This window comes from Streptomyces sp. AM8-1-1 (assembly GCF_032229325.1).
In the GTDB taxonomy this organism is placed as follows: domain Bacteria; phylum Actinomycetota; class Actinomycetes; order Streptomycetales; family Streptomycetaceae; genus Streptomyces; species Streptomyces achmelvichensis.
In genome coordinates this window covers 5,074,793-5,093,472 of sequence record NZ_CP135086.1, presented here as the reverse complement: position 1 = coordinate 5,093,472, position 18,680 = coordinate 5,074,793, and the positions used below count along the sequence as shown (strand labels likewise).

16 protein-coding genes are annotated in these 18,680 nt (G+C 72.2%); 9 read left to right on the top strand and 7 right to left on the bottom strand.

The window, feature by feature from the left end:
* Positions 1-123: 123 nt before the first annotated feature.
* Complete coding sequence (locus tag RPQ07_RS22930) at positions 124-660, bottom strand: GNAT family protein (protein WP_313946054.1); 537 nt, start codon at positions 658-660, stop codon at positions 124-126.
* An 81-nt stretch (positions 661-741) separates the two neighbouring features.
* Here RPQ07_RS22930 and RPQ07_RS22925 point away from each other — a divergent pair, with 81 nt between their 5' ends.
* Positions 742-1,299 (top strand): DUF1772 domain-containing protein, encoded by a 558-nt coding sequence (locus tag RPQ07_RS22925; RefSeq protein ID WP_313946053.1) that lies wholly within the window; start codon positions 742-744, stop codon positions 1,297-1,299.
* Here the strand turns inward: RPQ07_RS22925 and RPQ07_RS22920 are convergent.
* The 6 genes from RPQ07_RS22920 to RPQ07_RS22895 form a co-directional block, all read right to left on the bottom strand.
* Positions 1,248-2,561, bottom strand: a complete 1,314-nt coding sequence (locus RPQ07_RS22920) for a uroporphyrinogen-III synthase (RefSeq protein WP_313946052.1) — start codon at positions 2,559-2,561, stop codon at positions 1,248-1,250. The two genes, RPQ07_RS22925 and RPQ07_RS22920, sit on opposite strands and share 52 nt — an antisense overlap.
* A gap of 113 nt (positions 2,562-2,674) precedes the next feature.
* Positions 2,675-4,027, bottom strand: a complete 1,353-nt coding sequence (locus RPQ07_RS22915; protein WP_313946051.1) for a nitrate/nitrite transporter — start codon at positions 4,025-4,027, stop codon at positions 2,675-2,677.
* Positions 4,028-4,133: 106 nt separating this feature from the next.
* A complete protein-coding gene (locus tag RPQ07_RS22910) occupies positions 4,134-5,273 on the bottom strand; it encodes an acyltransferase (protein ID WP_313946050.1) in 1,140 nt (379 codons plus the stop codon).
* A complete protein-coding gene (locus tag RPQ07_RS22905) occupies positions 5,270-7,393 on the bottom strand; it encodes a bifunctional polysaccharide deacetylase/glycosyltransferase family 2 protein (protein WP_313946049.1) in 2,124 nt (707 codons plus the stop codon). Before RPQ07_RS22905 ends, RPQ07_RS22910 begins: the two co-directional genes overlap by 4 nt.
* A 302-nt stretch (positions 7,394-7,695) precedes the next feature.
* A complete protein-coding gene (locus RPQ07_RS22900) occupies positions 7,696-8,379 on the bottom strand; it encodes a hypothetical protein (protein ID WP_313946048.1) in 684 nt (227 codons plus the stop codon).
* 152 nt (positions 8,380-8,531) lie between these two features.
* Positions 8,532-9,491, bottom strand: a complete 960-nt coding sequence (locus RPQ07_RS22895) for a LysR family transcriptional regulator (protein WP_313948988.1) — start codon at positions 9,489-9,491, stop codon at positions 8,532-8,534.
* Positions 9,492-9,579: 88 nt separating this feature from the next.
* Between RPQ07_RS22895 and RPQ07_RS22890 the strand changes: the two genes are divergently transcribed.
* From RPQ07_RS22890 to RPQ07_RS22855, 8 genes are all read left to right on the top strand, one after another.
* Complete coding sequence (locus tag RPQ07_RS22890) at positions 9,580-10,770, top strand: MFS transporter (protein ID WP_313946047.1); 1,191 nt, start codon at positions 9,580-9,582, stop codon at positions 10,768-10,770.
* 129 nt (positions 10,771-10,899) lie between these two features.
* Positions 10,900-11,241, top strand: coding sequence for a PadR family transcriptional regulator (locus RPQ07_RS22885; RefSeq protein ID WP_313946046.1), 342 nt, complete (start codon positions 10,900-10,902; stop codon positions 11,239-11,241).
* A complete protein-coding gene (locus RPQ07_RS22880; protein WP_313946045.1) occupies positions 11,238-12,248 on the top strand; it encodes a hypothetical protein in 1,011 nt (336 codons plus the stop codon). Before RPQ07_RS22885 ends, RPQ07_RS22880 begins: the two co-directional genes overlap by 4 nt.
* A 259-nt stretch (positions 12,249-12,507) precedes the next feature.
* The gene (locus RPQ07_RS22875) at positions 12,508-13,749 is read left to right on the top strand and encodes a cytochrome P450, cyclodipeptide synthase-associated (RefSeq protein ID WP_313946044.1); all 1,242 of its coding nucleotides are present in this window, start codon (positions 12,508-12,510) and stop codon (positions 13,747-13,749) included.
* 107 nt (positions 13,750-13,856) lie between these two features.
* Complete coding sequence (locus RPQ07_RS22870) at positions 13,857-14,249, top strand: nuclear transport factor 2 family protein (protein ID WP_313946043.1); 393 nt, start codon at positions 13,857-13,859, stop codon at positions 14,247-14,249.
* A 152-nt stretch (positions 14,250-14,401) separates the two neighbouring features.
* Complete coding sequence (locus tag RPQ07_RS22865; protein WP_313946042.1) at positions 14,402-16,441, top strand: AAA family ATPase; 2,040 nt, start codon at positions 14,402-14,404, stop codon at positions 16,439-16,441.
* A gap of 191 nt (positions 16,442-16,632) precedes the next feature.
* A complete protein-coding gene (locus tag RPQ07_RS22860; RefSeq protein WP_313946041.1) occupies positions 16,633-18,135 on the top strand; it encodes an MFS transporter in 1,503 nt (500 codons plus the stop codon).
* 70 nt (positions 18,136-18,205) lie between these two features.
* Positions 18,206-18,646, top strand: coding sequence for an SRPBCC family protein (locus RPQ07_RS22855; protein WP_313946040.1), 441 nt, complete (start codon positions 18,206-18,208; stop codon positions 18,644-18,646).
* The last annotated feature ends 34 nt before the right edge of the window (positions 18,647-18,680 follow it).

Below are 18,680 nucleotides of genomic sequence, written 5' to 3'. Positions count from 1 at the left end.
CGGCAACGTCCGTTGCCGGCCGGGCCGCTGACGCGACGTCGGCACCACTTGTACGCGCCGGCCCACCGATCGGGTTGCATGCCGGGAGAGGAATCCCTCGTGCGTGTCGCCCGCACGCCTCCGTCAGAGTGGCGGCGGGTCGTCGTGAAGGATGCGCTGGAAGAGCAGATGGTCGCGCCATGCGCCGTTGATGTGCAGGTACTTCGGGGCCATGCCGATCCGCTCGAAGCCGCACTTGGCGAGCACCCGCTGCGAGGCGGCGTTGTCGAGCAGGGTGTCCGCCTCCACCCGGTGCAGGCCCAGGTCCTCACGGGCGGCCCGGCAGACCTCCTCGACCGCGCGGGTGGCGAGCCCGCGTCCGGTGAACTCGTCGTCGATCCAGTAGCCGAGCTGCGCACTGCGGAACGGGCCGAGAGCGATGCCGGAGAGGGTGAGCCCGCCGACGATCCGGGTGCCCGCGTGGAAGTGCCAGCGCCGGGTGGTGGGATCGGGTGCCAGCCGGACTGCCTGCCCCTCGGCCGTGTAGAACAGCTCGGGGCGGTCCGGTTCGCAGGGGCGCATATGGGCCCGGTTGCGGGCCAGGGCGCGGGCCACGGGTCCCGCGAGGCGCTGGGCGGCGTCCGGCCCGTCGGGCAGCAGAAGCGGTAGGTCATCGCTCATCCTGCGTACCGTAGACGCCCGGACATGCTCCTGCGACGCTCGCCCATGGAGAGTCCTGGCCGCCCGCGCTGAACTGGTCACATGACACAGAACACGACGGAGAACAGGTCAGGAGGACGCGGCGGCAGGGCGGTCCTCGCGGCGGCGACGGCGACCACCGGTCTGGTGGCGGGCATCTGGTTCGCGTACGCGATATCGGTGATGCCCGCGCTCGCGCGCAGTGACGACCGCACGTACATCGAGGTGATGCAGAACGTGGACGACGTGATCCAGAACCCCCTCTTCTTCCTCGTGTTCCTGGGTGCGCTCGTCCTCACCGCGATCGCCGGCCGGCAGCAGTGGCGGTCACCGCTGCGCCCCTGGGTGCTCGCGGCGCTGGTGCTGTACTCGGCGGCGTTCCTGTCGACCGTGATGATGAGCGTGCCGCTCAACGAGGAGCTGGTCGCGGCCGGGGATCCGGCACGGATCGCCGATCCGGCGGCCGTGCGGGACGCCTACGAGGACCCGTGGGTCGCCTGGAACATCGTGCGCGGGGTGCTGAACACCGCCGCCCTGGGGTGTCTGTGCTGGGCGAGCACTCTGATGCGTCAGACGTCGCCGTACTTGGTGTCCGCGGCCGGGTCCAGCGCGAGCCGGTAACCGCGCTTGACGACGGTCTGGATCAGCTTGGGCACGCCGAGTGCGGTCCGCAGCCGGGCCATGGCGGTCTCGACGGCGTGCTCGTCCCGGCCCGCGCCGGGCAGGGTGCCGAGCAGATCGGCGCGGGAGACCACCCAGCCGGGGCGCCGGGACAGGGCCCGCAGCATGGCCATCCCGGCGGGCGGCACGGGCCGCAGTTCGTCGTCGACGAGGACGGCGTGGCCGCGGATCTCCAGACGGCGTCCGGCGACCGGGAACGTACGGGCACGCGACGGCAGTTCGGCGCCCAGCACCTGCACCAGCGGGCCGAGCCGGAAGCGCTCGGGCTGGACGGTCGGGATGCCGCGGGCCTGGAGCGGCAGCGCGGTGACCGGTCCCACGCAGGCGGCCAGCACATCGTGTTCCAGCGCGTGCAGCAGCGGTTCGAGCTGTCCGCGCGTCTCGGCGCGGGAGAGCAGCGACGCGGCGGCCGGCGCACTGGTGAAGGTGACGGCGTCCAGGGAGCGCGCGACGACCGCGTCCAGCAGCCGGTCCACGGGCGCCAGGTCCTCCGGGGGCATCCACCGGTAGACGGGGACGAGGACGACATCGGCGCCCGCCGCCCGCAGCGACTCGACGAACCCGGGCAGCGGTTCGCCGTGCAGCTGGAGGGCGATCCGGCGGCCGGAGACTCCTTCGGCGAGGAGCCGGTCGAGGACCTCGGCCATGGACTCCGAGGCCGGTGACCACTCCTCGGTGAGACCCGCGGCGCGGATCGCGCCCTTCACCTTCGGGCCGCGGGCCAGCAGTTCGACGCCCCGCAGACGGGCCAGCAGCTCCTCGCCGTACCCCCAGCCGTCGGCGGCCTCCACCCAGCCGCGGAAGCCGATGGCGGTGGTGGCGACGGCGACATCGGGGGCGTGGTCGATCAACTCCTTGGTGGCCGCGAGGAGTTCCGCGTCGTCGGCGAGCGGGACGATCCGCAGCGCGGGAGCGTGCAGGACGGTGGCGCCCCGGCGGTGCAGCAGCGCGCCGAGTTCATCGGCACGGCGGGCGGCCGTGACACCGACGGTGAAGCCGGCGAGGGGCCCGTGGACGGAACGCTGCGGCTCCTGAGCCCGCTGCGGCCGGTCGCTCGGTGCCTGCCGGTCGCGCTGTGCCTGCCCATCGTGCTGTGCCTGCCCGTCGCGCTGTGCCTGCGGCCCGCCCGGTGTCTGCGGCCGGCCGTTCTCCTGCTGCTCGTTCTGTTGCTGCTGCTCGTTCTGTTCCTGCTGGTCGTGCATCCGGTGTCCCCACTCTGCCGCCCATCCTGCGCGGATGAGGCGACCGAGCCTGTCAAGGGTGCGTGACAGGCTCGGTTCGCCGGTATTTCCCCGCCGTTACGGACGTGTCCGGCTCAGACCCGCGCGTATCCGAGCTGCGGCTCCGCCTCGGGCGCCTCGGTGGCCACCGGCGCGGGCGCGGGCCGGCGAAGGTATACCGCCCAGGTCACGACCGAGCACACCGCGTAGAAGAGCAGGAAGCCGACGAAGGCCCCGGTGCCCGTACCGGCGCTCTGGAACGACTGGCGGAAGGCGAGGTTGATACCGAGCCCGCCGAGCGCGCCCACGGCGCCGATGAGCCCCATCGACGCCCCGGACAGCCGCCGGCCGTAGGCGGCGGCCGCCTCGCCCGTCATGCCCTTCGCCAGCGCCTTCGCCTGGAAGATGCCGGGGATCATCTTGTACGTCGAACCGTTGCCCAGCCCGGTGAGCACGAACAGGGCGATGAAGCCGACGAGGAAGACCGGCAGGGACTCCTGCACGGAGGCGGTGACGACCACGCCCGTGGCAGCCGCCATCGCGAGGAAGTTGCCGAGCGTGATGCGCGCCCCGCCGAAGCGGTCCGCGAGCGCACCGCCGACGGGCCGGATGAGCGAGCCGAGCAGCGGTCCGATGAAGGTGAGGGAGGCGGCCTGGAGCGGGGTGCGCCCGAACTGCGTCTGGAGCACGAGGCCGAAGGCGAAGCTGTAGCCGATGAACGAGCCGAACGTGCCGACGTAGAGGAACGCCATGATCCAGGTGTGACCGTCCCGGACGGCTTCCCTGGCGGCGCCCGTGTCGTTCTTCACGGGCGCGAGGTTGTCCATCCACAGCGCCGCGCAGACCGCGGCGACGACGATCAGCGGGATGTAGGCGCCGAGCACGATACGCGGATGGGCGGCGCCCGCGGTCCCGATGACGAGCAGCCCGACGAGCTGCACCACCGGCACCCCGATGTTGCCGCCTCCGGCGTTGACGCCGAGGGCCCAGCCCTTCTTCCGCAGCGGGAAGAAGGAGTTGATGTTCGTCATCGAGGAGGCGAAGTTGCCGCCGCCGACGCCGGTGAGCGCGGCGACCAGGAGGAAGGTGCCGTACGAGGTCCCCGGCTCCATCACGGCGTACGCGGCACCGGTCGGCAGCAGCAGCATCAGGGCGCTGAAGACCGTCCAGTTCCGGCCGCCGAACCGGGCGACCGCGAAGGTGTACGGAACCCGGATCACGGCGCCCACCAGGGTGGCCGTGGCGATCAGGAAGAACTTCCCGGCCGGGTCGACGCCGTACTCCGGTCCCATGAACAGCACCATCACCGACCACAGGGTCCAGATGGAGAACCCGATGTGCTCGCTGAGTACGGAGAAGACGAGGTTCCGCCGGGCGGTCCGCTCCCCCGTCGTACGCCAGAAGGTCTCGTCCTCCGGGTCCCACTGTTCGATCCACCGGCCTGCCATGACGCGCCTCCACGGGTATCGGGTCGTGGAGGCGACGCTAGGCACGGCGCGTTTCGGCCCCGATGGCAGCAGGTGACCGGTGCGCAACCTTGCTCTCACCCGGCGGTCAGCGCGTGTGTGAGCCGCGCTTGCGCTGCGGGGTGCCGTCGGGCCACAGCCGGGGCCGCCGTCTGGCCGCGATGTCCTCGGCGGGGCCGAACAGCAGGATGCACAGCGCGATCAGTGCCCAGGCGAGCAGCAGGACGGGCACCCAGCTCTCCAGCAGCCACGGCGCTCCCTCGCTCAGCGCGTCGAGCGACCACATGCGGTCCCACAGCGTCGCTGCGGCGAGGATGCACACGTTGTGCCAGAGGTAGACGGTCACGGCACGGGAGTTGAGCAGGGTGACCACCCCGTCGAGGCGGCGCAGCCGCCGCGGCCACTCCTGCCACGACGGACTGAAGTGGAGCAGCAGCAGGACCGCGCCGAGCGACCAGAGGGCCTGTGCGGTCGGGATGCCGTCCAGCTCCACCCCCGGCTCGCCGAAGCCGTGGCGGGTGGCCCACCACAGGCCGGCCGGCATGAGGAGCACCGGGGCGAGGGAGGGGACGACATAGCGCGGCAGCCGGGCGAGCAGTCCCTCCTGGTGCGCCATGCCGAGCATCCAGCAGGCGCCGAAGGTGCTGAAGTCGGTGACCGCCGAGTCGATCCGTGTGGGCAGCGAGAGCTGTCCGACGCTCAGCAGGACCGAGAGGGCCACGGGCGCGAGGAGCGCCGGCCAGGGAAACCGCCGCAGCAGCCGCAGGAGCAGGGGCGACAGCAGGACGAACCACAGATAGGCGCGCAGGTACCAGAGCGGCTCGGCCATGTCCGCGGCCCATTCGGTGGCCAGGAACGGCGGGTCGCTCAGCGGCAGGATCCAGAACACAGCGGACGGCCCGGGCCGCCAGCCGTTGACCACCATGAGGGTGCCGCAGACCGCGCCGAGGACCCACACCGGAGGCAGCAGACGGCGTACCCGGCTGCGGATCACCTGGAGGGCGGGACGCTCCAGCGAGCGGGCCATCAGCGCACCCGCGAGCGCGAACATCACCCCCATGGAGGGGAAGAGCAGCGGCAGCCAGGCCCAGCCCACCAGGTGGTAGAGCACGACGCGGAAGAGGGCGAGCGCGCGCAGCAGGTCGAAGTAGCGGTCCCGGCCGGCGGGCGGGGCCTCGGTCGGCGCAGCGGCGTGCGCGGGCGTCGTCCCGGTGAGGGAGGGGGTCATCCGACCGGCCTCCGGTTCTCGTCGCTGCGCCGCGGAGCGGGTACGGCGCCGGGCGCCTCGACCGTTCCGGTGCGCCGCAGCTTCTGCCAGCGCAGCCGGCCGCCGGTCAGGGCCGTGATCCAGGACTGGAGCAGCACGACGTACATCAGCTGGCGGTAGAGCAGTTGCTGGAGGGGCAGCGAGATCAGATGGATCATCTTCTCGCCGTCGAGCCGGAACGCGTAAGCGGCGCAGACGACCTGCACGGCGAGGACGCCGAGCCACGCGGCGATCGTCTTCAGCGTGGGCCCGAAGACGAGTCCGTAGAGCAGGAAGACGTCGATCAGCGGGGCCAGCAGCGGTGCGAGCACCATGAAGAGGGAGACCAGGGGCAGTCCGACCCGGCCGAAGCGGCCGGACGGGCCGCGTTCGACGAGGGCCCGACGGTGCTTCCAGATCGCCTGCATGGTCCCGTACGACCAGCGGTAGCGCTGCGACCACAGCTGCTGCACGCTCTCCGGCGCCTCGGTCCAGGCGCGGGCCTTCTCCGCGTAGACGACATGCCAGCCGTCGCGGTGCATGGCCATGGTGATGTCGGTGTCCTCGGCGAGGGTGTCCTCGCTCATACCGCCGACGCGCTCCAGCGCCTCGCGGCGGAAGGCGCCGACCGCGCCGGGGATGGTGGGCATGCAGCGCAGCACGTCGTACATACGGCGGTCGAGGTTGAAGCCCATCACGTATTCGATGTGCTGCCAGGCGCCGATGAGGGTGTCGCGGTTGCCGACCTTGGCGTTGCCGGCGACGGCGCCGACGCGCCGGTCGCCGAAGGGCTGCACCAGTTCGCGGACGGTGGAGGGCTCGAAGACGGTGTCGCCGTCCATCATCACGATGAGGTCGTGACGGGCGTGCCGGATGCCGTTGTTGAGGGCTTCCGGCTTGCCGGAGTTGACCTGGCGGACGACGTGCACATTGGGCAGCCCCATCGCGTCGACGAGATCGGCCGTGCCGTCCGCGGACCCGTCGTCGATGACGACGACCTCGATGGGATGGTCGCTCGCCATCAGGGAGCGGACGGTGTTCTCGATGCACTCCTTCTCGTTGTACGCGGGGACCAGCACCGACACCGGTTCGGTGACCGGTGGGCCCCAGCGGAAGGTGCGGCGGCGCACCTTGCGGGCGTGCGCGAACGAGAGAAGGAGCATCAGGCCGAACCGGGCGAGCACCAGGACGCCGATGACGGCGAGCCCGGCGACCAGGACGCCGGTGGTGTTCTCCGAGACGGCGACCGCGGCGACGAATGCCTTGCCCTTCCACAGGTCGGTGCCGGTGACCGGGGTGTGGGCGCTGGGTGCGCCGAGCGCCTCGGTGAGGTTGGCGAAGGTGTAACCCCTGGCCTTCATCTGCGGCAGCAGCCGTTGGAGCGCGGCGACGGTCTGCGAGCGTTCGCCGCCGGAGTCGTGCATCAGCACGATCGAGCCCTTGGTGCCCGGGGGCGTGGCCCGGTCGAGGATGGCCTGGGCGCCGGGGCGCTTCCAGTCCTCGGAGTCGGTGTTGTTGAAGACGGTGATGTAGCCGTGGCTGCCGATGTACTGGGCGACCGGCCAGGACTTGTTGTCGAGGGCCTCGGAGGACGAGGAGTAGGGCGGCCGGAACAGGGAGGTGCGGATGCCGGCCGCCCCGGCGAGCGCGAGCTGGTTCTGGGAGAGCTCCCAGTCGATCCGGTCGGTGGACTGGAAGGCCAGGTCGGGGTGGTTGAAGGTGTGCAGCCCGATCTCGTGGCCCTCCCGCACCATCCGCGCGACGAGGTCGGGGTACCGGGACGCCATGGTGCCGGTGATGAAGAAGACGGCGTGGGCGTCGTGCGCCTTCAGGGCGTCGAGGACCCGGGGCGTCCAGACCGGGTCCGGACCGTCGTCGAAGGTGAGCACCAGTTTGCGGTCGGGGACGGTCAGGGCCTTGGGGTCGGCCTTGTCGCGTACGTCGATGACCGGCCCGCCGTCGAGGATCTTCTGCGGCACCTGGTCCGACGGGGCCGGTGGCCGCACGCGGTGGTCGGCGAGGATCTCGCTGTGCACATAGCCGCGCAGCATCAGCATGGCCGCCAGCGCGATCAGGAAGACCACGGGGAGCAGATAGCGCATGGGAAGTCGCCGGCGAACGCCGGACCGGGGCCTCCGCCGCTGCGGGGCCCCTCTGCCGTGACGGGTCATCGAGGGTCTTTCGTTGGGATCAGGCCGGGTTGGTGAGTGGGTTCTGGTGCGTGCGATCGCAAGGCGGAGGAAGGAGCCGACGCGGTGGGGGCACCTCCCGTGCCGGAAGGAGGGCCACGGGGGACGTCGGCGACTGACGACAACGCGGCGTGGGGGTACCGCCCGTGCCCGAAGGGCTACGGGGGAGTGCGTGCCAGGGCACGCGAGCCCCGGCAAGATCCCAACGAGAGGCCCTAACGAGCGCCTTCTTGCGCGGGGGGTTCGACGGGCGCGCTCGTGGGCGCGGAGGGAGAGGGCGAGGGGTCCACCGGGCTGGCCACCGGCTCGGGCACGGGGTCGCCGCCGCCCGGGGATGCGGTGGGCGACGGGCCGCCGCCGGGTGCGGGAACTCCGCCGCCGGCGGAGGGTTTGGCGGGTGTGGGGGCCGACGCCTTGGCGCCGGGGACCACCGGAACCCCCTTCGGGGCACCGCTCGACGCCGTGCCCGAGGGCCGCTGCGGCAGTACGGCGCCGGTGGAGTCGGTGGGCGCCGGGGCTCCGGGGCGGTAGCCCGGGGCGTCGCCCGCGGAGACCGATTCGCTGGGAGCGGGCTCGACCTCCACCTTCTCCTTCTTCTTGCTCTCCGCGAACTGGCTGATGCCGGGCAGCCACGGTGCGGTGGAGCTGCCGCCGACGAGTGCGGTCACGAGGGTGACGGCGTAGCAGGCGCAGACGGCGGCCAGCACCCAGCCGACCCGGCGGAACTTCTTGCTTCTGCGGCCGCTCTCGTCCACGAACACCGGGCCGTCCGAGCCTTCCTGGGCGGGCGGTTCGGACGCCGGCTCCCCCAGCTTTCGGCCGAGTCCGTCCAGTTGGACGGTGACGTCGTTCGGCTCATGCGTATGCCCGGTAAGAGCATCTTCTTGCCAATTTTCCACAGCTGTGCGCACATCCCCCACTGGCTCAATACGGATGCGCGGACGTATGTCATGAACTCGGCCTGGGTCCCCACCCGCCCCGAGCGCCCTCTGTTGCACCGCATCCGGAGGGACGAACGTAGCCCACACGAGGTACTGAACGGGGGCTTCTGTCAGTTGTTGTCACACATGAGCGCGATGTCGCAATCCGGCAACCATTCCGAAGCCTCCCTTTCCAGCCAGCCCTCCCGCGCGCCCAGTTCGTCGACCGCCGCATGCAGGGCGTCCGCGCCCGGATGGCGCATTCCCCTGCGCCACACCATCGACAGCGGCGACAGCGGAACAGGGTCGACGATCGGGCGCATGACCGTGCCGGCCACGGCCGGGAAGTCCACCACCGCGAGGACCGGTTTGCGGGTCTTCGCCATCACCCGGCGGAACTCCTCGACACCCACCGCCACGGGCGCGGGCGGCGCGAGCGCGATCCCGCGGCCCTCGAACAGGCGCCGTGCGAGATCCGTCCACTCCAGCGTCCGGGGGTTGCCCGCACCGGCGTAGACGGTCTCCCCCGCGAGTGCGTCCAGCGGGACCTGCTCGCACGCGGCCAGCGGATGATCGTCCGGCAGGACGACGCCCAGCGGTTCGTACCGGACGATCCGATGGGACAGCAGCGCCCGGACCGGGCCCTCGAGTCCGGCGAAGCGCCCGAAGGAGACGTCGAGCCGCCCCGCGACGATCTCGGCGGCGGCTCCCGTCAGCCCGCTCTCGAAGCGGGCCATCAGCTCGCAGTCGGGGGCGAGTTCACGCGCCCGCGCCAGGATGCGGCCGGACACCATGCCCTCGCTGTTGAGGTCCACGAGCAGCGGCCGGTCGGCGGCGGCGAAGGCGGCCCTCAGCTCGTCGTGCGCCGCGAGGACGGCCCGCGCGTACGGCAGCAGGCGTTCGCCGTCGGCCGTGAGTGTCACCCGCCGGGTGCTCCGTACGAACAGCACGGCCCCCAACTCCCGTTCCAGTCGCCTGACATCGCGGCTCAGCGCCTGCTGGGCGACGTACAGCCGGGCCGCGGCGCGGGTGAAGTGCAGTTCCTCGGCGACGGCGGCGAAGGCACGCAGCAGCCGCGGTTCTATGTCCATGGGCACCGGGCGAATTTACAACGCCGGTGCGTCAATCGGCCCCTCACAGGTGTTGGACCCCGTTCTGACCTGCGGCGATGGTGGTTCCATGCCGTACGCCAGACTCTTCGCGACCCCGGGCACCCGCGCCTTCACCGCCGGGAATCTCCTCGCCCGTCTCCCCATGGGGATGTTCAGCGTCAGCGCGGTCATCATGATCGCCGGATCGCGGGGCTCCTACGCGCTCGCCGGCGCCGTCACCGCGACCGGTCTGGCGGCCACCGCGCTCGTCGCCCCGTGGACGGCCCGGCTCGTGGACCGCCACGGGCAGGCCCGCGTGGCCGTACCCGCGACCGCCCTCGCCGTGCTCGGCTCCCTCGCCCTCCTGCTGTGCATACGTTTCGACGCACCGGACTGGACGCTCTTCGCCGCGTACGCCGCCACCGCCACCACTCCCAACACCGGCGGCATGTCCCGCGCCCGGTGGGCCCACATCCACCGGGAGCCCACACCCGAGAACGCGGCCGCACTGCACACGGCGAACTCCTTCGAACAGGCCGCCGACGAGCTCTGCTTCATGCTCGGCCCGGCCCTCGCCGCCCTCCTGTGCTCGGCCCTCTTCCCGGAGGCGGGCACCCTGACCGGTGCGGTTCTGCTGCTGACCGGCGTCCTGATCTTCGCGGCCCAGCGCTCCACCGAGCCGCCGGTCTCCGACCGCACCCCCGGTGCGCGATCCCCCCTGCGCGCCCCGGGCATGACCTCCCTGCTCGCGGTCTTCCTGGCCACCGGCATGGTCTTCGGCGCCCTGGAGGTCAGCACGCTCGCCGTCCTCGACGGCCCCCGGGCCGGGCTGCTGCTGGGCCTCCAGGCCGCGGGTTCGTGCGCCGCGGGTCTGCTGTACGGAACGGTCCGCGCGGCCGGGAACCTTCCGGGCCGGCTCGCCGCCTGCCTGGCGGCCATGACCGCCCTGATGATGCTGCCCCTGCTGGCGGCCCGCACCGGATCGGCCGTCGTTCTCGCGGCGGCCCTGCTGCTGGCGGGCGCCGCCACCGCACCGACGATGGTGACGGGCATGTCCTTGGTCCAGCGGATGACCCCCGAGGGCAGCCTCAACGAGGGCATGACGCTCGCCGTCACGGCGATCCTCGGCGGCATCGCGGCCGGCTCGGCCACGGCGGGCTGGACGGTCGAGCACGCGGGCGCTGCGTACGGGTACGCGATCCCGGTGTGTGCGGCCGCGCTGGCGCTGCTGCTGGCCGGCGTGGCAGGAGCAGACGCGGCGAAGGCCCGGCTGTCGTAGGGCGGGCCTTTCCGCCCACGTCAGGGGCCGACTTCTCCGGACGGCTGTTGCTCCGGCACCGGCCCGTGGTTCACTAGTCTGAGAACGAACTAGTCGAACTCACGGAGTAGAGAGCAGAGTTGACTATAGATGGCCGCTGTGGAGTCGGGCTGGCTGCGGGGCGCGCTCCCGCTGGCGCTCGCCGCCGTGCTCGCCGACGGCGATCGGCACGGGTACGCGCTGGTACAGGAGTTGGCCGCCCGCGGGTTCGGCACGATCCGCGGCGGCGCCCTGTACCCGGTGCTCGGCCGACTGGAGACCGACGGCGTGGTGGAGGCGCGGTGGGAGCCCGGTGAGGGCGGCCCCGGGCGCAAGGTCTACCGGCTCACCGACGCGGGGCGGGACCGGCTGCGTGAAGAGACCACCAGTTGGAAGCAGTTCTCCGACGCGATGGAACAACTCCTCGCCCAGAGCAGGCAGGCGCCGGAATGACGGATGAGACGACCCGGTGGAACGCCCGGGTGCGACTGGCTCTGGCCGCGGAGTCGGTGGACAGGACGCTCGCGGACACGGTGCTGGACGAAGTCGCACAGCACTGCGCGGACAGCGGCGAGAGCCCCGAGGAAGCCTTCGGCACACCGGAGGCGTACGCGGCCACGGTGGTCGGTGAGCGTCTCCCGCCCGAGGAGCGTCTTCGTCACCGCATCCGGCCCGCTGCGACGATCCGCACCGCACTCGTCCCGATCGGTACGGCCGCTCTGGTGGCGGGTGCCGGTCTGTGGGCCATGGCCGGATTCACGCTGTCCCTGACCCCTGCCGGGCTGGTCGGCTCGTCGTTCGTCGCCGTCGCCCTGGCGGGCTGCCACTTCGGGGCCACCGCCACGCGCTCCCGGCTCCGCACCGCGGGACGCGTGCTCGTGGCCGCCGCGACGGTGCTGGGCGCGACGGCCTTCACCACCCTCTCCCGCGAGACCGTCGGCCATCTGCCCGCCCCGGCCCTGTGCATCCTGGGCCTCGCGCTGCTCGGGTGGGCCACGCAGGACAAAGACACCGCAGACCCTGAAGGAGAAACGATGCAGCAGAGGACCGGCACACCGAGCACGGGCGGGCGCGAGGAATGGCTCCGCCGGCTGCCCCAACTGCTCGAAGAGCGCCACGCCGTGCCCCGTGCGCGCGCCGCGGAGCTCACCAGGGAAGCCGCCGACCACCTCGCCGCCACCGGCCACGCGCCCGAGGAGGAGTTCGGGCCCGTGGAGCTGTACGCGCTGCGGCTCTCCGAAGAGGAGTCTCCCCGCCCGCGGTGGTGGCAGCGCGGCGACATCCAGAACGCGATACTCGCCGTGATCCTCGCCGGCTATCTGGTGGCGAATCTGGCTTCCGGCGGCCCGTTCTGGCAGACCGCCCTCGCCGCCGGCGCACTCGCCGTGAGCCTGGTGCTCGTTGCCCTTCCTGCGGTGCGCAGGCAACGCAACGGCTCGTCCCGTCGTCAACACCACTGACGGCTCCGCGGAATCGGTGCCGACGGCGCCCGCTGACCAGGAGCCCCGTCGACCGGCCCGCCCCAAGGACCGTCGGGGGACCTCCGGGCCGTGGTGCCCGGTCCGTCCGACCACGGGGGTGGGAGCCGTCATGGCGTCCGGTCTGTTCCTCGTGCCGGTCCCTCGCGGTCCAGGAACGCCGGCGCCGCCCCCGGGGCCGACGACCCGGCGCGCGGACGCCGTCCCCTCCCCGTCTCCTCCCCCCGAGAGAACTCCTGCCATGCTCAGAGCCGAGTCCGGCTTCAGTGTTCTGTCCGACGATTACGCCGCCGACCCCTACCCGTACTTCGCCGGGCTGAGGGAACGACAACCGGTGCACTACGAGCCGGCGATCGACAGTTACTTCCTCTCCCGCCACCACGACGTGAAGCGGGTGCTGACCGACCATCAGGCGTTCAGCACCGAGACACTGCAGGTACGCGCCGAACCGGTGATGCGCGGTCCGGTCCTCGCCCAGATGACCGGGGCCGAGCACACCGCCAAACGAAAGATCGTCGTCCGGGGCTTCACGGGGCAGGCCCTTCAGGACCACGTACGCGCCATCCACGCCAACGCCGCCGAGCTCATCGAACCGTTCCTCCCCCGCGGCCGGGTGGATCTCGTCAACGACTTCGGCAAGCCCCTGGCCGTCCATGTGACGCTCGACGTCCTCGGCCTGGACAAGGAGGACTGGCAGCAGGTCGCCGACTGGCACAGCGGGGTCGCCGAGTTCATCACCAGCATCGTCCTCACCCCGGAGCGCCGCCGGCACTGTCTGGACTGTGCCGAGCAGCTGGAGGCCTACCTCGTCCCGATCATCGAAGAACGGCGCCGTCACCCGGGCGACGACCTCATATCGACGCTGTGCACCGCAGAGTTCGACGGCATCGGCATGAGCAATCGCGAGGTCACCGCGCTGATCATCAATGTCCTTGCGGCCTCCACCGAGCCCGCCGACAAGACCCTCGCCCTGCTCGTCAAGCATCTCGTCGACCACCCCGAGCAGCTGGCCCAGGTCCGCAGCGACCCGGCCCTGCTGCCCGCCGCGATCGCCGAGACCCTGCGGTACACCCCGCCGGTCCAGCTCATCCCCCGCTCGTCGGAGAAGGAGGCCGAGTTCGCCGGCACCACCGTCCCGGCAGGCGCCACCGTCTTCTGCATGATCGGCGCGGCCAACCGCGACCCCGACGCCTTCAGGGCCCCGGACACCTTCGACATCCACCGCCCGGACCTGGGCACCGCCCGCTCCTTCACCGCCGCCGCCCAGCACCTGGCCTTCGGCACGGGGCTCCACCAGTGCGTCGGTGCGGCCTTCGCGCGCGCCGAGATCGAGACCGTCGCCGCGATGCTCCTCCCCCTGCTCGACCGGGTCCGCTTCAGCCCCGGGTTCGTCTACCGGGAGACCGGCCTGTACACCCGCGGCCCCGCATCGCTGTCCCTGGACTTCTCCCCCGTCCACGAAGGCTCCCCCGGCCCCGCGTGACACCCCCCCCCGGACCGGTGCCCGGCGCTCCGGCCGGTGATGGCCTTCCCCGGCTCCCCGAGCCGGGTCCGCACAGAACCGCCACCCCCCTCCAGGAAGAGACCCCCGTGACGCCGACCGACATCACCAGAGCCATCAACGACCTGCTGTTCACCCCGGGTCTCGACCTCGCCGAAGCCATCGACCGGCACTTCACCCCCGACTACCGTCAGCGCACCGACGGCGTGTGGAGCGACCGAGCCGCCTTCACCCAGCACATGACCCGTCTGCGTTCCCTGGTCCGCAGCGGTCACATCGAGGTCCAGGACGAGTTCCGCGACGGACTGCGCTACGCCGACCGCCACACCGTCACCCTCACCCAGGAGAACGGCCGCACCTCCCGCACCGAGGTGTACCTGTTCGCCGAGCTGGGCCCCGACGGGCGTTTCCGACGCGTCGAGGAAACGACTCTCCTGCTCACCGGCCACCCCGACGACGAGAATCTGGGCCGCGTCGACTGACCTACGGGGCAAGGCTTCTGTCAGACCCCAGGGAGGTACGGCGGCGTGGAACGGCCTTCGTAGCGAACGGCCTTCGTACCTCCGCGGGGAAAGCACACGAACACCCGGAACACGGAAACACCGGAAGACCGAAAACGAGGTGGGGAGCCGTCATGGGGTCCGTCGGGGAAAGACTGAGCAGCGCGCGAGGGCGCGCCTTCATCGGCCGGGAAGAGGAACTCGACCGCTTCGCACAGGCGTTGACCGGCGATCCCCACGCCCCCCTCGTGTTCTACGCGTACGGGCCGGGCGGCATCGGCAAGTCGACTCTGGTGCGGCGTCTGGCGGACCGGGCCCGTACGGCGGGCCGCTCGTCCGTAGAACTCGACGGACGTTTCGTCAGCCGTGACCCCGCCGACTTCGAGCGCGCCGCCGCCCCGTTTCTGGACGTCCCCGGAACGGTCCTGATCGTCGACTCCTTCGAGCACTGCCAATGGCTCGAGAGCTGGCTGTGGCAGCACTTCCTTCCCCGCGCCGCGGACGGCGCCCTGGCCGTTCTGGCCGGGCGTCTCCCGCCGCAGGCGCAGTGGAGTGCCGATCCCGCGTGGGCGGGGGTCCTGCACGTCACCGAACTGAAGCCCTTCGCCGAGGACCAGGCCCGCAGTCTGCTGGCCGCGGCGGAGCTCCGTCCCGAGCTGCGTGAGCGGGTGCTCCGCTTCGCCGGCGGCAACCCGCTGGCTCTGTCCCTGGCGGCCGCCGCCGGCTCGGGATCGGCCGGCTGGAGCACGGAGGAGATCTGGGCCCCCTCCGCCGATGTCCTGCGCACGCTGCTGGCCGGGCTGATCGGCGAGGTGCCCACGGCGGCCCACCGCCGGGCCCTGGAGGTGGCGGCGCAGGCCCACTCCACGTCCGAGGAACTGCTGTCCTCGGTCTTGCCCGACGAGGACGCCCACCTGCTCTTCTCCTGGCTCCGCGACCTGCCCTTCATGGAGTCGGCGCACCGGGGCCTCCACCCGCACGACGCCGCACGCGAGACGCTGGCCGCCGACCTGCGCTGGCGGGCGCCCCATGCCTTCGTCACGATGCGCCAGCGACTGGCGGACGAGTACCTGCGCCTCCTGCGCGAGGCACCCGAGGAGCGGGTGTGGACCGTCACCGACGAACTCTTCTACCTCTTCAAGGAGATGGAGACCCTGGCGCGGGTGCGTACCTGGTCCCGCGAGGACGAGGTCCACGACCGCCCGCTGCACCCCGGTGACATCGATGTCGTCCTCCGCATGGCCGAGGAGACCGAGGGTCCCGCCTCGGCGGACATCGTCCGCCACTGGGCGCGGCGCCAGCCGCAGGCCTTCAGCGTCTACCGTCTCGTGAGCACGGGCCGGACCGTGGCGTTCACGACCCGGCTCGTCCTGCCGGCCCCGCCCGACCCCCAGGACCTGGCCGCCGATCCCGTCGTCGCGGCGGCCTGGGCGCACACCGAGGCCACCGCGCCCGTCGGCCCCGGCGAGCACATCGGCATCAGCCGTTTCTCGGTCTACCCCGAGCGGTACCAGGTCCCCTCGCGCGTCATCGACCTGAGCAGTTCCCGGGCCCAGGCGGAAGCGGCCCGTGCCCGCGGACGCGCGTACGGCTTTGCCGTCTTCCAGGACGCCGACGCCTGGGCCGTACGCGTCAAGGGCTCCCTCTTGGACACCGGTGCACGGCCGCTGGTCGGCGAGCACACCTACGGTCTGTTCTGCGTCGACTGGCGCCGGGAGACCGTCGAATCGTGGCTCCATCGCTTCATATCGGCCACCGAGCCGCCCGCCCGGTCCGGGCCCCCGGGCATCTCCCGCAGCACGTTCGACCAGGCCGTACGCGAAGCCCTGGCGCACTGGCGGGATACGGGAGCCTTCTCCGCCTGTGCGCTGATGCGCGCCCGCCTCACGGCCGACCTCACCGAACCCGTCGAGGAGTTGCGCGCCCTGCTGCGCCAGGCCGTCGACGAACTCGCCCGCGACCCGCGTGGGGTACGCGCCCGCGACGCCCTGACCGCGGGGTACTTCTCCGGCGCACCGACCCAGGAAGCCGCCGCCCGCCGTCTCGGCCTCCCCTACGGCACCTACCGTCGCCACCTCCGGCAGGGCCTGGACCTGCTGTGCGAGGCGCTGTGGCAGTGGGAGCTGCACGGCCCCGACGGGGACGAGCGGCGCCCGGTGCCGACGCAGACGTGAGCGCGCACGGGGCCGGCGCACGCGTCAGCGCACACGGGACAGGCGCAGACGTGAGAGCCGGGGCCGTCGCGGACTGAGGCCGCCGGGTGCGCCCGGACCTGGGCCGCGTGGACAGGTGCGGACAGGACTGGACAGTCAACGCCCCTGCCGGGCATGGAAAGTGGACACCGCCCGACATGAGGCTGTGCGCCATGAACCTTGGACGCACGAAGGACCAGGCATCCCCCGCCCGCCGGCCGGGTGCCGTGCTCGCGGCGCTCGCCGCTGCGCAGTTCACCGTCATGCTCGCCACCTCGATCGTGAACGTGGCGCTGCCGCAGATCCGTTCCGGTGTGGACCTGTCGGCCGACGGCACCACCTGGGTGATCAACGCCTACGGCCTGGCGTTCGGGGCGCTGCTCCTGGCCGGGGGCCGGGCGGCCGACCTCCTCGGCCGCCGCCGGGTGCTGATCGCCGGCCTGGCACTGTTCGCGGGGGCCTCGCTGGCGGCGGGGCTCGCCACCTCCGCGGGCGTCCTGATCGCCGCCCGGGCCGTCCAGGGGCTCGGCGCCGCCGCCATCGCCCCGGCCGCACTCGCCCTGACCATGGGCCTGTTCCCGTCCGGCGCGGGCCGCGGCAGGGCGCTGGGCGTATGGGGCGCGGTCTCCGGCGCGGGAGGAGCGGGCGGCGTCCTGCTGGGCGGCGTGCTCACCCAGGCATGGGGCTGGCCCTGGATCTTCCACTCCGTCGCGCTCGGGGCGGTGCTGGTGCTCGTCGCGGTGGCGGCGCTCGTGCCACCGGCCTCCGTCGGGGCGTCCGAGCGGTTCGACCTGCTGGGCACCGCCACCGTCACCGTCGCCCTGACCTGCCTGGTGTGGGGGCTGACCACCGCACGCGGCACCGGCTGGACGGACGCCCGCGTGCTGGGCGCCCTCGCCGGCGCCGGCACGCTGCTCGCGGCCTTCGCCGTGATCGAGACGCGCCGGCCGAACGCGCTGATACCCCCGCGGCTGTTCACCACCGGCCGTGTCGCCGCGGGAAATCTGTTGATGGCCCTGCTGGGGTCCGTGTGGATCGCCCTGTTCTTCTTCCTGCCGCTGTATCAGCAACAGGTCCTCGGGATGGACCCCTTGGCGACCGGAGCGGGCCAACTCCCGCTCGCCGTGGCCAATATGCTCGGCGCCGCCGTCGCACCTCGCATCTCCCGGCGCATCGGCGGCACCGCCACGGTGACCACGGCCCTGCTCGTCGAGGCCGCCGGACTGCTGTGGCTGTCACGGCTCAGCGCCGACGGGAGCTATCTCGCCGATGTCCTCGGACCGAGCATCCTCGTCGGACTCGGCCTGAGCATCGCCTTCGTCCAGCTCACCGCACTCGCCGTGGACGGTGTCCCGCCGCAGGACGCGGGTCTGGCCGGCGGGCTGGTGAACACCACCCGCCAGGTCGGCGGCGCGATCGGTCTCGCCGCCCTGGCGACCCTGGCCGCCTCCGTCACGGCTCACGCCTCCACCCAGCAGTCCCACGTCGAGGCCCTGAGCGCCGGTTACCGGGCCGCCTTCCTGGTCTCGGCCGCGGTACTGGCCGTCGCCGCACTCCTGGCGGTGCCGCTCACCCGCCGCGGCCGCACCGGCCCCGACGCGCTCCCGCCCACCGCGGCCGCTGCCACGGCGCCGCGGCCGCAGTACCGGACGGCCGATCAGACACCCGTCGCCTGAGCCGGCGACCCGAGCCGGCCCGACCCGACCAGATCCACCTCAGTCACCACCACCACCGAAGAGGGAACCCATGCACACCATCGACTCCACCGCCCCCGTCGTCGTCAGCCTGACCACGACCATCGACGCCCCGCTCGCCACCGTCTGGGCGCTGCACACCGACATCGACAACTGGCCGGTCTGGAACGCGGACATCGACCGGGCCGTGCTCAGCGGACCGGTGGCCGTCGGCACCGACTTCACCTGGCTCACCCACGGGATGACCATCACCTCCACCGTCCACGAACTCGTCCACGAGCGGCGGATCGTCTGGGGCGGAACCGTCCAGGGCATCGTCGGCATCCACGCCTGGACCTTCGAGCAGGCCGGCGATCAGGTCGTCGTCCGCACCGAGGAGTCCTGGAGCGGTGAGCCCGTCGACGCCGCGACCGACGAACTCGGCGCGGCCCTGAAGGCCTCCCTGGAGAGCTGGCTCGGCTCCCTCAAGGCCCGCGCCGAGCAGACGGCCTGAGCGCCCCTCCCCCGAACCTCGCACGCGCAGCACG

Excerpts from the sequence above, each read along its gene's own strand:
- RPQ07_RS22890 (WP_313946047.1), top strand. The coding sequence starts at position 9,580 with ATGCCGTACGCCAGACTCTTCGCGACCCCGGGCACCCGCGCCTTCACC.
- RPQ07_RS22865 (WP_313946042.1), top strand. The coding sequence starts at position 14,402 with ATGGGGTCCGTCGGGGAAAGACTGAGCAGCGCGCGAGGGCGCGCCTTC.
- RPQ07_RS22920 (WP_313946052.1), bottom strand. The coding sequence starts at position 2,561 with ATGCACGACCAGCAGGAACAGAACGAGCAGCAGCAACAGAACGAGCAG.
- RPQ07_RS22925 (WP_313946053.1), top strand. The coding sequence starts at position 742 with ATGACACAGAACACGACGGAGAACAGGTCAGGAGGACGCGGCGGCAGG.
- RPQ07_RS22885 (WP_313946046.1), top strand. The coding sequence starts at position 10,900 with ATGGCCGCTGTGGAGTCGGGCTGGCTGCGGGGCGCGCTCCCGCTGGCG.
- RPQ07_RS22910 (WP_313946050.1), bottom strand. The coding sequence starts at position 5,273 with ATGACCCCCTCCCTCACCGGGACGACGCCCGCGCACGCCGCTGCGCCG.
- RPQ07_RS22905 (WP_313946049.1), bottom strand. The coding sequence starts at position 7,393 with ATGCGCTATCTGCTCCCCGTGGTCTTCCTGATCGCGCTGGCGGCCATG.
- RPQ07_RS22880 (WP_313946045.1), top strand. The coding sequence starts at position 11,238 with ATGACGGATGAGACGACCCGGTGGAACGCCCGGGTGCGACTGGCTCTG.
- RPQ07_RS22855 (WP_313946040.1), top strand. The coding sequence starts at position 18,206 with ATGCACACCATCGACTCCACCGCCCCCGTCGTCGTCAGCCTGACCACG.
- RPQ07_RS22875 (WP_313946044.1), top strand. The coding sequence starts at position 12,508 with ATGCTCAGAGCCGAGTCCGGCTTCAGTGTTCTGTCCGACGATTACGCC.
- RPQ07_RS22860 (WP_313946041.1), top strand. The coding sequence starts at position 16,633 with ATGAACCTTGGACGCACGAAGGACCAGGCATCCCCCGCCCGCCGGCCG.
- RPQ07_RS22930 (WP_313946054.1), bottom strand. The coding sequence starts at position 660 with ATGAGCGATGACCTACCGCTTCTGCTGCCCGACGGGCCGGACGCCGCC.
- RPQ07_RS22915 (WP_313946051.1), bottom strand. The coding sequence starts at position 4,027 with ATGGCAGGCCGGTGGATCGAACAGTGGGACCCGGAGGACGAGACCTTC.
- RPQ07_RS22895 (WP_313948988.1), bottom strand. The coding sequence starts at position 9,491 with ATGGACATAGAACCGCGGCTGCTGCGTGCCTTCGCCGCCGTCGCCGAG.